At 39.7% G+C, this 13,678-nt stretch carries 12 protein-coding genes; 9 read left to right on the top strand and 3 right to left on the bottom strand.

The window, feature by feature from the left end:
• Nucleotides 1-7 precede the first annotated feature (7 nt).
• Genes ACFQRG_RS20675 through ACFQRG_RS20665 form a run of 3 tightly spaced genes read right to left on the bottom strand, consistent with a single transcriptional unit; the run spans nt 8 to nt 2,653 of the window.
• Entirely contained in the window at nt 8-766 is a 759-nt protein-coding gene (locus ACFQRG_RS20675) for an iron ABC transporter ATP-binding protein (RefSeq protein ID WP_380969763.1), read from the bottom strand.
• The gene (locus tag ACFQRG_RS20670) at nt 760-1,710 is read right to left on the bottom strand and encodes an iron chelate uptake ABC transporter family permease subunit (RefSeq protein ID WP_380969761.1); all 951 of its coding nucleotides are present in this window, start codon (nt 1,708-1,710) and stop codon (nt 760-762) included. The genes ACFQRG_RS20675 and ACFQRG_RS20670 overlap by 7 nt, the downstream gene beginning before the upstream one ends.
• On the bottom strand, nt 1,700-2,653 hold the full coding sequence (locus ACFQRG_RS20665) for an ABC transporter permease (protein WP_380969759.1): 954 nt from the start codon (nt 2,651-2,653) through the stop codon (nt 1,700-1,702). The genes ACFQRG_RS20670 and ACFQRG_RS20665 overlap by 11 nt, the downstream gene beginning before the upstream one ends.
• A gap of 593 nt (nt 2,654-3,246) precedes the next feature.
• On the opposite strand from ACFQRG_RS20665, the gene mdcH reads away from it, so the two are divergent.
• From mdcH to opuFB, 9 genes are all read left to right on the top strand, one after another.
• The gene (gene mdcH / locus ACFQRG_RS20660) at nt 3,247-4,179 is read left to right on the top strand and encodes a malonate decarboxylase subunit epsilon (RefSeq protein WP_380969757.1); all 933 of its coding nucleotides are present in this window, start codon (nt 3,247-3,249) and stop codon (nt 4,177-4,179) included.
• A gap of 42 nt (nt 4,180-4,221) precedes the next feature.
• On the top strand, nt 4,222-5,868 hold the full coding sequence (gene mdcA, locus ACFQRG_RS20655; RefSeq protein ID WP_380969754.1) for a malonate decarboxylase subunit alpha: 1,647 nt from the start codon (nt 4,222-4,224) through the stop codon (nt 5,866-5,868).
• Complete coding sequence (locus ACFQRG_RS20650) at nt 5,868-6,734, top strand: triphosphoribosyl-dephospho-CoA synthase (protein ID WP_380969752.1); 867 nt, start codon at nt 5,868-5,870, stop codon at nt 6,732-6,734. The genes mdcA and ACFQRG_RS20650 overlap by 1 nt, the downstream gene beginning before the upstream one ends.
• Nucleotides 6,735-6,763: 29 nt before the next feature.
• The gene (locus tag ACFQRG_RS20645; RefSeq protein WP_380969750.1) at nt 6,764-7,069 is read left to right on the top strand and encodes a malonate decarboxylase subunit delta; all 306 of its coding nucleotides are present in this window, start codon (nt 6,764-6,766) and stop codon (nt 7,067-7,069) included.
• Complete coding sequence (gene mdcD / locus ACFQRG_RS20640; RefSeq protein ID WP_380969749.1) at nt 7,053-8,750, top strand: biotin-independent malonate decarboxylase subunit beta; 1,698 nt, start codon at nt 7,053-7,055, stop codon at nt 8,748-8,750. Before ACFQRG_RS20645 ends, mdcD begins: the two co-directional genes overlap by 17 nt.
• Complete coding sequence (locus ACFQRG_RS20635; RefSeq protein WP_380969747.1) at nt 8,741-9,385, top strand: malonate decarboxylase holo-ACP synthase; 645 nt, start codon at nt 8,741-8,743, stop codon at nt 9,383-9,385. Before mdcD ends, ACFQRG_RS20635 begins: the two co-directional genes overlap by 10 nt.
• Before the next feature lie 429 nt (nt 9,386-9,814).
• Nucleotides 9,815-10,360 carry a hypothetical protein gene (locus ACFQRG_RS20630; protein WP_380969744.1) on the top strand — a complete coding sequence of 182 codons (546 nt, stop codon included), beginning with the start codon at nt 9,815-9,817 and terminating at the stop codon, nt 10,358-10,360.
• Nucleotides 10,361-11,109: 749 nt separating this feature from the next.
• Entirely contained in the window at nt 11,110-12,087 is a 978-nt protein-coding gene (locus ACFQRG_RS20625; protein WP_380969742.1) for an ABC transporter ATP-binding protein, read from the top strand.
• Nucleotides 12,084-13,601, top strand: coding sequence for an osmoprotectant update ABC transporter permease/substrate-binding subunit OpuFB (opuFB, locus tag ACFQRG_RS20620; protein ID WP_380969740.1), 1,518 nt, complete (start codon nt 12,084-12,086; stop codon nt 13,599-13,601). Before ACFQRG_RS20625 ends, opuFB begins: the two co-directional genes overlap by 4 nt.
• Nucleotides 13,602-13,678 lie beyond the last annotated feature (77 nt).

The raw sequence follows: 13,678 nt of genomic DNA, 5'->3' as shown, positions 1-13,678 counted from the left end.
TTCTCCTTTAAGCGTAATACACGCAAATTTTATTATCTTGGAAATTTTCAATTTCAATATCCATATCATAAATCTCTTTTAATACTTTAGAATTAATCATTTCATCGGTTTTGCCTTTTTTCACAACCTTTCCATCTTTAAGAGCCACAATGTAATCTGAATAACATGAAGCAAAATTGATGTCATGAATCACAATCAAAATGGTTTTGCCAAGCTCATCAACTAACCTCCTTAATATTTTCATAATTTGCACGGAATGCTTCATATCTAAGTTATTAAGCGGTTCATCTAACAAGATATATTCCGTGTTTTGTGCGATAACCATAGCGATAAAAGCGCGTTGCTGCTGTCCGCCGCTTAATTGATCAAGGTATTTGTCTTGAATATCTTCAAGCGCCATATAGCGAATCGCTTGATCGACCTGTTCCCAGTCTTCTTTCGTAAGCCTTCCTTGAGAATAAGGGAAGCGCCCAAATGATACGAGTTCTCTAATCGTCAGCCGAAGATTAATATGGTTGGACTGCTTTAAAATCGCAACCTTTTTGGCCAATTCATTACTTTTCCATTCGCTTAGCTCTTTCCCGTCTATGTAAACTTCTCCGCCGTCTTTTTTTATAAGTCTTGCAACGATTGATAAAACCGTACTTTTCCCTGCACCGTTCGGGCCAATGAATGAAGTGATAGTCCCTTTATCTATTTTCAAGGAAACATCTTCGACCACATTTTTTTGATTGTATCTTTTAAAAATATGTCTAACATCTACCATGCTTTATTCTCCTTTAAGAGCAGATAAATAAAATAAACTCCGCCAATAAAATTAATAATGACACTTAACGTCGCAGTAAATGTAAATACCCGTTCAACAATTAATTCTCCGCCGACCAGTGCAATGATGCTGATTAAAATGGCACCTGTAATTAAATACGAATGGCGATACGTTTTTAAAAACACGACAGCCACATTAACAACAAGCAAGCCTAAAAAGGTGATCGGTCCAACTAAAGCAGTTGCAATTGAGATAAGAATCGAGACGATGATTAACAGCCGTTTGACGACATAGTCATAATCAACTCCTAAATTAATCGCTTGATCCCTTCCTAATGAAAGGGCATCTAAATATTTAAAGAACCTAAGAAAATACAAAAGAACAAGCAATACGAGAATACTAGGAATAAGAAGGATGTCGGTATTCACATTATTAATGCTGGCAAACATTCGGTCTTGGACGATTTGAAATTCATTTGGATCGATCAGCACTTCCATAAAAGATGAGCCGCTTTTAAACAGCGTGCCAAACACGAGACCGATTAATAATAGAAAATAAATATTATGGGCTTCACCCTTAAAGAGCAGTTTGTACAGAATAACCGAAAACACTACCATACACCCGACGCATATTAAGAAGTTAATGTTTTGGTTCATCATTGTTAACGTCGTTGATCCGAACATAAAAACGACAAATGTTTGGATTAATAAATAGAGTGAATCCAACCCTAAAATGCTTGGCGTCAATATTCGATTGTTAGTAATCGTCTGGAACACAACCGTCGAAAGTGCAATTGCTCCCCCAGTTATAATGATTGCAAATATTTTTATCGATCTGTTCGGAAGGGCATAGCCCAAATCGCTTCCAATCTGTGTAAATAGAAAAACCGCAACTAAAATCATTGCAATCATAGCCAGAATACCTGTTTTACTTTTATAATCCATATGCCTTTCTCCTCATTAGTAAGTAAATGAATATCCCGCTTCCAATAACGCCGACGGTAAGGCTAATTGGAATCTCATACGGATAAATGATCATTCGGCTAAGTATATCGCAGCCTAATAAGAATACAGCCCCGAGCAATGCAGTATGAGAAAGACTTTTCTTTAGATTGTCCCCTAAATAAATAGAAGCAATATTTGGAATGATTAGGCCAAGAAACGGAATCGTTCCCACTGTTACAACAACAGAAGCAGTTACTAACGCAACGATGATGAGACCGATATTTACAATCCGCTTGTAATTCATTCCAAGATTTTTAGAAAAATCTTCTCCCATTCCGGCAACTGTAAATTTATTAGCAAACAAATAGGCAAGTATCACAAGCGGAATACTTATGTAAATAAGCTCATAGCGGCCTTCCATAATCATCGAAAAATCGCCCTGCAGCCAGGAGGACATATTTTGGATCAAATCATTCTTATATGCGAAAAACGTAGCAATCGAACTCATAATATTACCGAACATGATTCCAACGAGCGGAATAAAGATCGTATCTTTAAATTTAATTTTTTCGAGTATTTTCATAAAGAGAAGCGTTCCGGCCAGTGCAAAAATGAAAGACACAGCCATCTTAATTAAAGGACTTTCGCTCGTAAACAACATTAAAGAAACTAAAATTCCCAGTTTTGTTGAATCAAGCGTTCCAGCGGTCGTTGGTGATACAAACTTATTCCTGCTTAGCTGCTGCATGATTAATCCGCAAATACTCATGCTTACACCAGCGATGATAATACTCACTAATCGGGGGATTCTGCTAATTAAAATAATTTGTGTTTTATCGTCCGTTAAATGAAAAAGATCGAATGGCGATATATCTTTTACACCGATGAATACTGAAACAAATGATAAGACAATTAATGCAAATATTAGATATCTTTTTTTCATAACGTCCCCTTCCATTTAATAATAATGATAATCATTATCATTTATGATTTTATCATTAATCAAAAATCTGTCAATAAACTTTTCAAAAAGTTTGATAAGGAAGCCTTTATTATTGCAGAAATGAGGGTCATTTAGAATTGACAAAAAATAATCGGTAACAAAAGAAAGCTTTCATATGTCCGTTTCGCGGTTTAAGCTTAAATCTTTGTTTCAAGTCAAAGGGGAATTACAAAGGATTCCAAATTTTTTAAGAACGTAACTAAGCTATTAAGCTTTAATACTTGCAAATTTATTTGAAAAATGGTAAATTTCAATTGTCGACAGTCGACCCTGATTAATGGAAATATCAAAAGAATACTTACTTAGTAGAAACAATCATTGAAGAGCTGTCACAAAAGGAAGTTATCAACCTTTAATATTTAACATTATTAGGTGAAGGATACACGACAGAAAGCTCGAAGTTAGCATAACAGGGGATGGCATGCCAACAGCTGCCATTACTGTTCCAAGAAGATACTCCCATTGCTAAAAACAATAAAAATCACAGATATCAATCATTTAAAAAGCGTATTTAAAAAGATTGGAGGAAGTCTATGGGGACAGCCTTTTTATTTCCCGGTCAAGGTTCGCAATATCCGGGAATGCTGCACGATTTACCCGAGCATTCAATTATTGAAAAAACAGTGCAAGAAGCCAGTGACGTGCTGAAACAAGATGTCCTTTTATTGGATACATCAGAGCAATTAAAATCAACTGTCGCTGTCCAAATTTGTTTATTGGTTTCCGGCGTATCGATCGTAAGGCTGCTTCAGGAGGAATCTGCTCACCCTGATATGGCGGCAGGTCATTCAGTTGGTGCATTCGGTGCAGCTGTAACTGCAAATGTATTATCATTTCAAGATGCACTAGCGTTAGTTAAGCGCAGGGGAGAGTTAATGGAGCAAGCGTATCCAAAAGGGTATGGCATGGGCGTGGTATTAGGCATGCAGGAAAAGCAATTATCAAATATCCTTTGTCAGATCCATACACCTGAAAATCCCGTATATATTGCAAATTTAAATTCATCTTCACAAATGACGATTGCCGGGGAACTTTCCGCTTTAAAAAAAGTATTTGAGGCAGTTAAAGAAGTTGGCGCGCGAAAAGTACATATGCTTAATGTCAGTGTGCCCTCACATTGTCCTCTTTTAAAATCTGTGTCAGGGGAATTAAGCAAAATACTGGATGAAGTGTCATTAAAGCATCCCGATATACCATATGCCGGAAATCGAACCGCCCGGCCGCTTCGTACGAAAGAAGCGATTAAAGAAGATCTGGCTTCCAGTGTATCTCATCCCGTTCGCTGGCATGAGGCAACAACAGTACTATTCGAACTTGGGGCGCGTTTATATGTAGAGATGATTCCGGGACGGGTTCTGACAAACTTGGCGAAAGAAGCTTTTCCTGAAGCCCGTGCTGTTTCCGTATCGGACAGCGGTTGGAAAACAGCATCGATTTTGATTAAACGTCATAAAGAATTAAGCTGACCCTTATGGTTTTAAATGGGGATATGAAAGGAGCAGGAGAATATGAATATAGATTCAACACGTTCATGGACAAAGCGCCGTGATGAGAAAGCCAAGCGTCTTTCAAAAGTAAAACATTTAGCCGATGGACGGATCTTGCCAACAGATAAAATGGTCGAAGCCTTGGAAATGTTGATATCACCGAAGGATAAAGTTGTGCTTGAAGGCAATAACCAAAAGCAAGCATCCTTTCTTTCAGCTGTATTAGCGCAAGTAGATCCGGAAAAAGTAAACCAGCTTCATATGATTATGTCGAGCATCTCGCGGCCTGAACATTTGAATATTTTTGAAAAAGGCATTGCGGAAAAAATGGACTTTTCCTATGCCGGTCCGCAAAGTCTTCGTGTTGCGCAAATGCTGGAGGATGGGGTTTTAAAGATCGGAGAAATCCATACTTACTTGGAGCTTTATGGAAGATTATTTGTCGATTTGATTCCGAATATTGCTCTTGTAGCAGCTGATAAAGCTGATCAAAACGGTAACTTATACACTGGTGCTAACACGGAGGAAACACCGACCATTATTGAAGCAGCAGCTTTTAAAGACGGTATTGTCATTGTTCAAGTTAATGAAATTACTGACGAGCTGCCAAGGGTCGATGTCCCGGGGGACTGGGTTGACTTTATCGTGGAGGCGGACAAACCTTATCAGCTTGAACCTTTGTTTACAAGGGATCCCCGGCATATTACCGAGCTGCAGATTTTAATGGCGATGATGGCAATTAGGGGTGTTTATGAGCGCCATAATGTTCAATCATTAAATCATGGCATTGGTTTTAATACGGCAGCTATCGAGCTATTGCTTCCAACGTATGGTGAAAAGCTTGGTTTGAAGGGGAAAATTTGCAAGCACTGGGCGTTAAATCCTCATCCAACACTTATTCCTGCCATTGAAAGCGGCTGGGTTGAAAGTGTCCACTGCTTCGGCGGTGAAGTGGGCATGGAGAAATATGTCGCAGCCCGGCCCGACGTATTTTTTACTGGCCGGGACGGCACCCTGAGGTCAAACCGGGCCATGTGCCAAGTGGCCGGTCAATACGCCGTTGATCTGTTTATTGGATCGACATTACAGATAGACAAATTTGGCAACTCTTCAACTGTCACTTCCGGGCGTTTGTCCGGCTTTGGCGGCGCCCCTAATATGGGACATGATCCAAGAGGCCGCCGTCATTCAACACAGGCTTGGTTAGATATGATGACAGGTGACGATCCGGTTGGCCGCGGCCGCAAGCTGGTTGTACAAATGGTTGAAACTTATCAATCCGGAAATAGACCTGTATTTGTTGAATCCTTGGATGCAATAGATGTCCGAAAAGAAGCAGAATTAGCAACAACACCTGTTATGATCTACGGAGATGATGTGACACACGTTGTCACAGAAGAAGGCGTTGCTTATTTATATAAAGCACAAAGTTTAGAGGAACGCCGTCAAGCGCTGGCTGCTGTTGCAGGTGTAACACCAATAGGCATTCATCATGATTTCCGTGACACAGAAAAACTTCGTAAAAAAGGGATTGTGGCTCTTCCAGAAGATTTAAATATTCGCCGTACAGACGCAAAGCGTTCCCTTTTGGCGGCAAAAAGCGTAGAAGACTTAGTGGAATGGTCCGGCGGATTGTATCATCCACCTGCAAAATTCCGCAGTTGGTAATGAACGCACAGACTTATGAAATATGGAAGGAAGAGGCCGCTTACGGAGAATATATTGCCCAATTAGCTGTCATGTCGCTTGTTGATGAAGCCGATCTAACGCCAAAACCAGGTCTTGTAGATAGAAATAGTTCAGGTTCGCATTCTGATATGACGATAGAAACGATGCATCGTTCCGCTTATGCTTTGAAAGATACATTTGTAAAAATGGCAGAAGTCAGCTTTTATCAAAAGCCAAGTCAACAATTACGGGAACAATTAGCGGAAATCGGACGTTATGGTGAACAAGACATGTTCAAAGCAACCGGAGGCGTTAATACCCATAAAGGGGCTATTTGGTCATTAGGCTTACTAGCATCAGCAGCGGCCATTAATGGTCCGAATGTCACAGCCTGGCAAATCACGCAAACAGCAGGGGCCATTGCCCGTTATCCTGACCGGAAATCACCGAAACAAGCAACAAATGGGAAGAAGGTAAGGCATCGCTATGGCGTTCCCGGTGCAGTTGGAGAAGCACAACAAGGATTTCCTCACATCATGATATATGCGCTTCCTGCTTTAAAAAAAGCACGGGAAAAAGGAGCATCAGAGCGGCATGCCAAGTTAGATGCCTTGCTGTCGCTGATGGCTTCCTTAGATGATACTTGTATTTTGCACCGCGGCGGAAAAGAGGCGCTTAGCATAACGAAAGCAGGTGCCAGAGCTGTTTTAAAAGCCGGCGGTTCATTAACACCAGCGGGAATGAAAGCATTATCTTTTTTAGATGAAAAGCTTGTGTCGATTAATGCCTCGCCTGGGGGAAGCGCGGATTTGCTGGCCGCTGCTATATTTTTGGATAGACTTAGCAATCTTTCAGCATTTAGATAAATGGATAATGTTTGATGGAGGTGCTTATTTTGGAGAAATTAACGTTTGAATATAAAGCAACGAAGACCATTCCGCAACGCTCCCATGTTGGCGTTGTTGGATCAGGGGATTTAGAAGTATTGCTTGAACCAACAAGCGATAATTTAGCAAGTATTTCAGTCAGAACCGGCAGTGAAGGGTTTGGAGAAGTTTGGAAAGCGGTGATGGATCATTTCTTCACAGTTAATAATATTTCGGCCAAAGTAACAATTAATGATTTTGGAGCGACACCGGGCGTTGTCAGTTTAAGACTGGCCCAAGCACTGGAGGTGAGCCTTCATGGCGAGAATAACTAAAGAAAGCTTTATTGAATTAAATGGACGGGAACGGGCGAAATCATTAATAGATAAAGGGACGTTTCGTGAGTTGTTAGGGCCGTTTGAAGGCATTGAATCGCCTCATTTAGAACCGCAGGGTATTGTTCCGGAAAGTGATGATGGCGTTATCATCGCTCGCGGAACAATAAACGGACAATCCTCAGTTGTGATTTCGATAGAGGGGGCTTTCCAAGGCGGCGGAATCGGTGAGGTATCAGGAGCTAAAATCGCAGGCGCATTAGAGCTGGCTCTTTGTGATAATGAAAATGGAACTAAAACATATCCGGTGATGTTATTTGATACCGGCGGTGTTCGATTGCAAGAAGCCAATTATGGTCTTCTTTCTATTTCAGAAATTGGATCAGCTGTTGCAGCTTTACGACAGCATGTACCGGTTATAGGAGTGATTCCGGGTAATGTCGGCTGCTTTGGCGGTATGTCCATTACAGCTGCGTTATTCAGTCATCTGATTATGACAAAAGAGGCACGGTTCGGGTTAAATGGCCCTGAAGTTATTGAACAGGAAGCGGGTATTGAAGAATTTGATTCAAGTGACCGTCAGTTAATTTGGGGTACCATAGGCGGCAAGCAACGTTATGTAACGGGTTTTGCAGATTATTTAGTCAATGATGATATTCAAGAGATTTTACAGGCTATCCAAAAAACTTTTACAGAAGGCAAAAAAGAAATAAACAGAACTGAACAAGTAGAATTATATCGTTCGCTTTTAAACAAAGTAGATCCGAATCAGTCCATAAACCCGGAAGATTTCCGTCAGCTTTGGAAACAGGTCACTCAAGGTGATCAATCAATACAAACAGCAAATGATTCTCAAAAGAAACTGGAAGGTACACCTGAAAGCCGGGGGAAAACGTGGTTTACTGCACTGACAGGCATTGAGAATCCTATGACTGATATACCATCTGTCCTTTATGGTGATACACAGTTTGGAAATGAGCGTGTCCGTTATATATCAGTTGTTCCTAACCCAAACAATCGTTTTCCGCGTGCCAGAAACGGAGAAGTCGGCTTAGACGAAGGATGGGCGATTGCAAAATGTGTTCGCGAAGCCATTGATGAGGATAAAGATGGAAATCGCCGTGCAATTGTAGCCATTGTAGATGTCCCAAGCCAAGCCTACGGTTATTTAGAAGAGTTGTTTGGGATTCATTATGCTTGCGCCGCTGCTGCAGATGCTTATGCCGCAGCCAGGAGGTCCGGACATCCTGTTATTTCATTAATAGTAGGTAAAGCAATCTCGGGTGCTTTCTTAGCACACGGGTATCAAGCCAATCGTATTTTAGCACTTCATGATAAAGGCGTAAATGTACACGCCATGTCAAAAAGTTCGGCAGCCCGTATTACAAAAAGAAGTATCGAAGAATTAGATGAAGCCACTAAGAAAGTGCCTGCCATGGCGTATGATATTGATTCATACGCGACATTGGGCGCACTAAATGATCTCATCAACGGCATTAACGCGGATTCGCCAAGCAGTCAAGATGTTGAAACGATTAAAGACAAGCTAATGAATGCTATTACTGATGTACGTCATGATTCAACTGATTTAAGTATTCGGCTTCGTACTGAGGCAGCATTGGAAGGCGGACGTAAAGCTTCGATTGTTGTTAGAAAGAAGCTAGCAGAACAATGGAGTTAAAAACACATGATCTCCTTCGTTTGAAAGATATAGACAATATCATATCTTATTCCCCCATTCCAGATTGGGTGGCGACCTCGTTAAGGAGAGCGCCGTTTGTTGTAGTCAGAAGAGCTCCCCTTATGAAAGAAACAGTACCAATTGGTATACGCGGGTCAACAAGAAGTGAACGATTTGCGGCGTTTCTTCCTTATAGTAATATTAAGGAACGCTTTTCACCAGAGAAGCTGGTTATTGATCGGGCTTGGAACAGGTGTGAGAGAAGGATTGAAATGCCTGCGCTGCAAGTTCTTCCTCAAGTTGATCATCTTCTTCAGGATTATCCTGATATCACTTGGGGACCGGGCGGAAGTGCCGGTTTCGAGCTGGCAAGCGGGGTTCATACGGTAAAACTTTCTAGCGATTTGGATCTTATATTTAAGCAATCAAGAGGTCTGACTGTGGAAACTGCCAGAGAGATTTTTAAGAAATTGTCTGATCTGCCTGTTCGGGTTGATGTACAAATAGAAACATCTAAAGGAGCTGTTTCTTTACAGGAATATGCAAAAGGCGTTTCACCAATATTGATGAAAACTGAAAACGGGCCGTATCTTGTTCAACTAACTGAAATTTGTACAAAAGACTGCAGTTTTTAAACAAAACTGCAGTCTTTTCTGTTTTATAACGCTGTGCAAAATATTTTTACGAACCACCTTGGCAAAGCAAAGCCACCCTGCTGAAAAACGCCGTCAAATAAGCAGGGTGGCTTTACTTACATGGAATTAAATCAATCTTTTGGAGTTACATATATGAAATGTGATGCTATAGGGAGTCAGGGGTATCCGCTGCATCACTGATAATGTGCCCCGGCTGGCCAGCGATTATTCCAGAAATCCCAGAAAAAACTAATTTTTAAATTTGGCATAGGAAAACCTTGCCAGTACACGGTAACAGGGCAAGTCCATTTTGAATTGGATTATAAACTAATATTAATTGAATTTCATAATATATAACAACAACCAATGTTATCGGAATTCGTCTGCTTTATAATAAATTCTCCATCTGAAAAGGGGGGTTAAAATAAAATGTCAGGGTCTAATCAGAGTTATATTTTATCTAACGATGATATAAAGCAAATAAATTCATGGGTAAATAAAATAAGAATAATGGATCATTTAAGCAGAAAGCAATGGATCGATAAAGCAAAAAATGAATTGAGGCTGAAATATAAAGTAATTGGTGCGGGCCGTAATAGAATTGTCTTTGATGTTAATAATAAATATGCTTTAAAAGTTGTTATTACTAAAAGAGGATTTATAAACAATGAAATTGAGTTTAAAATATATAAACACTGTCCTGATCATTTAAAAAAACACTTTGTTCCCGTAAGAGAGTTTGGATTTGGTTGGATTATCATGGATAAAATGGAGAAAAAGGTTCCTAGAAATAGTTACTACAAAAGAAAAAAAGAAGAATTAAAAGAAAAATTGCGGAAAAACGGTATTGAACCGAAAGACGTTAAATGGGTGAATTCTGCTTTATCAAAGTCAGGTGAAATTACGGTCTTTGATTATGGAAATTTTAGTATGCCTTCGAAGGGCATAATATATAAGAAAAAACGGAAAAAGTAACCTAATTATATTGTTTGAATAATACGTATGGACTCCCCATTTACAGAAATTTCTGCCTATTAATTGAGGGTAAGAACTTAAAGTCATACTATATATTATTAACTTGGCCGGAATGAGGTTTAATGTAATATATTCCAATTATCAGGTTGAAAATATTATTAAACATCGATTCACTTATAGTTTTAAGGAGAAGAACAGCAATTTACCGGGTGACCGGAAATTGCTGCTCTAAGGTAGTTAAGGACTAATTCCTGCGCCAATTGGATTAGTACCAACTGGAACGATGATGGAATTTAGGACCGGGGCTTTGCTGCAGGTTTGTCCCCGGGGAATAGAAAGCTGTAAATTCATAAAAAAACAGCCGTATCGGAACGAGATACGGCTTTTGTAACAAAAAGAGTGAATGGGTAATGTCACAGGAGTGTCCAAGATTGTTACATGGATAAAGAAGGAGAATCTTAGAACAACTGCAAAATCACAATTGAAAATGATATTCATTTTCAATTGTGATTTTAATTTAACATATTAATTTTAAGTTGTAAATAGCTATTAAAAAGGACATCTAGTTTTTAGATTAAAGAGGGTAATATATTAAAATCCTTTTTAATAATATTCGTACAGATGCCTGTTTCGAGAATAAAAGATTATTTATCATCTTATATTAACAATTAAGGAAATTTGGCTGGCGGTAAGCTGGAAATTTTGTTAATCTCAATAGATAAATATAGCTTTTACAAAGGTGGAGTGAGATGATTCGATTTGAAAAGGTGACCAAGAAATACGATGACGGGACAACAGCTGTTAATTCCCTTGATCTGACTATCAATAAAGGAGAATTTTTTGTTTTTATTGGACCAAGCGGCTGCGGTAAGACAACGACATTAAAAATGATTAACCGTTTAATCGAATTAACAGAAGGAACGATTTACATTAATGAGAAAAAAATAAGTGAGTATGATATTAATGAACTGCGGTGGAATATTGGCTATGTCCTTCAGCAAATTGCATTGTTCCCGCACATGACTATTGAAGAAAATATTTCGATTGTCCCGGAATTAAGAAAATGGAAACGTGATAAGATTCGTAAGCGGGTAGATGAACTGTTAGATATGGTTGGATTGGATCCGGATACTTACCGCAACAGGAAACCGGGCGAGCTATCGGGGGGTCAGCAGCAGCGTGTCGGCGTTATTCGCGCTTTGGCAGCTGATCCGGAGATTATTTTAATGGACGAGCCTTTCAGTGCCTTAGACCCAATCAGCCGGGAGAAACTGCAAAAAGACATATTAGATCTGCAAAAGCGGATTAAGAAGACAATTATTTTTGTCACGCATGATATGCAAGAAGCATTAGCACTGGGAGATCGGATATGTTTGATGAGAAAAGGTGAAATTGCCCAGCTGGATACACCGCAGGCGATTATCGAAAACCCGGCAAATGACTTTGTTAATGAGTTTATTGGATTGCGGGCCCGCCATGATAAGATTAACATATTTGATAAACAAGCCACTTTAGAGGATGTTTTGCAAAAAGCACCTTCTGAGGATTTATCTGTTGGACATATCGAACCTCTTTCATCCCATATAACTTTAGAAGAATCACTTGCCCGCTTAGCAGGAGAAGATGCCATACCTGTTGAAAAGGACGGTAAAATCATCGGGACGATTACTAGACAAATAGTCTTTCAATACATGGCTGATAGAGTGGAGAAAGAGGTTAACGTATGAGCACCTTTATAAATGTTCTGAAGCAAAGACAAGGCCAGCTATGGAGTGCGTTATTTGAGCATATTCAGATTTCATTTATTGCACTGCTGTTCGCAGTTATTATTGCTATTCCCCTTGGGATTTACTTAACAAGACACAGAAAAATAGCAGAAGGTGTTATTGGTGTCACAGCTGTTTTACAAACGATCCCCTCTCTGGCATTGCTCGGATTGCTCATTCCTTTAGTCGGGATCGGCATGGTGCCTGCTATTATTGCGCTTGTCATTTACGCATTATTGCCTATCTTAAGAAATACTTATACAGGCATTAAGGAAGTTGACTCATCGCTTATTGAAGCAGCAAGAGCGATGGGGATGAATAGCCGGAAGCGGTTATTTAAAGTGGAACTTCCTCTGGCTTTGCCTGTCATTATGGCTGGAATACGTACCGGAATGGTATTGATTGTTGGTACGGCAACATTGGCAGCCTTAATTGGAGCAGGCGGTTTGGGGGATCTTATCCTGCTCGGCATTGACCGGGATGATAATAGTTTAATAGTTCTTGGTGCTGTTCCTGCTGCTTGTCTTGCCATTTTACTTGATATTATTTTAAGGATTTTGGAACGCACATCTTTTAAGCGGGCGGTAAAAGCCGTAGGTATAGCAATCATTGCGGCTGTCTTGATAGTTGTCATTCCCCTTACCTTCGGACATGAAAAAAAGAATATAGTTATTGCCGGCAAACTTGGCTCGGAGCCGGAAATTTTAATTAATATGTATAAGCTGCTTATTGAGCAGGACACAGATTTAAATGTAGAATTAAAGCCGGGAATGGGAAAGACTTCTTTTGTGTTTAACGCTCTAAAATCAGGCGATATTGATATTTATCCGGAATTTTCAGGGACTGCCATTACAACCTTTTTAAAAGAAAATGCAAATAGTACGGATAAGAAAAAGGTCTACGAGCAGGCAAGAGACGGCATGCTTAAGAAGTTTAATATGGTCATGCTTAAGCCGATGGCGTATAACAATACGTATGCCCTGGCTGTACCGGAAAAAACTGCAAAACAATATCATTTAAATACAATCTCTGATTTGCAAAGGGTACAGCAATATATGAAGCCTGGCTTTACATTGGAGTTTACAGATCGCCAGGATGGTTACAAAGGCATTCAAAAATTGTACGGCATTCATTTTCCAAATGTAAAGACGATGGAGCCGAAACTCCGCTATGACGCTGTAAAAAAAGGTGATATTAATCTTGTTGATGCATACTCAACAGACAGTGAATTAGCGCAATATCATCTGAAGGTGCTTAAAGACGATAAGCATTTGTTCCCGCCATACCAAGGCGTGCCTATCATGAGGAAAGAAACATTAGAAAAATATCCGGAAATCAAAAAGGCACTCAATAAACTCGCAGGGAAAATTACCGATGCCCAGATGCGGGAGATGAATTATAAAGTAAATGTCAAAGGTGAAACAGCGGAAGAAGTCGCAAAAGATTATTTGAAAAAGGAAGGACTGCTTCACTAGCCTGTTCTTAATTGCCCTCTATTTTTAGGGGGTAATTATTTAATATTAATAGAGTGTTTTAGAAATTTTAAGGGTGT

Source organism: Scopulibacillus cellulosilyticus, assembly GCF_042665295.1.
GTDB classification, from domain to species: Bacteria; Bacillota; Bacilli; order Bacillales; family Sporolactobacillaceae; genus Scopulibacillus_A; species Scopulibacillus_A cellulosilyticus.
Note: the sequence above shows the minus strand (reverse complement) of the source record. Positions and strands in the feature narration are given on the sequence as shown.

Coding starts and splice junctions, on each gene's coding strand:
- ACFQRG_RS20675 (WP_380969763.1), bottom strand. CDS start 766: ATGGTAGATGTTAGACATATTTTTAAAAGATACAATCAAAAAAATGTG.
- ACFQRG_RS20670 (WP_380969761.1), bottom strand. CDS start 1,710: ATGGATTATAAAAGTAAAACAGGTATTCTGGCTATGATTGCAATGATT.
- ACFQRG_RS20665 (WP_380969759.1), bottom strand. CDS start 2,653: ATGAAAAAAAGATATCTAATATTTGCATTAATTGTCTTATCATTTGTT.
- mdcH (WP_380969757.1), top strand. CDS start 3,247: ATGGGGACAGCCTTTTTATTTCCCGGTCAAGGTTCGCAATATCCGGGA.
- mdcA (WP_380969754.1), top strand. CDS start 4,222: ATGAATATAGATTCAACACGTTCATGGACAAAGCGCCGTGATGAGAAA.
- ACFQRG_RS20650 (WP_380969752.1), top strand. CDS start 5,868: ATGAACGCACAGACTTATGAAATATGGAAGGAAGAGGCCGCTTACGGA.
- mdcD (WP_380969749.1), top strand. CDS start 7,053: ATGGCGAGAATAACTAAAGAAAGCTTTATTGAATTAAATGGACGGGAA.
- ACFQRG_RS20635 (WP_380969747.1), top strand. CDS start 8,741: ATGGAGTTAAAAACACATGATCTCCTTCGTTTGAAAGATATAGACAAT.
- ACFQRG_RS20630 (WP_380969744.1), top strand. CDS start 9,815: ATGTCAGGGTCTAATCAGAGTTATATTTTATCTAACGATGATATAAAG.
- ACFQRG_RS20625 (WP_380969742.1), top strand. CDS start 11,110: ATGATTCGATTTGAAAAGGTGACCAAGAAATACGATGACGGGACAACA.
- opuFB (WP_380969740.1), top strand. CDS start 12,084: ATGAGCACCTTTATAAATGTTCTGAAGCAAAGACAAGGCCAGCTATGG.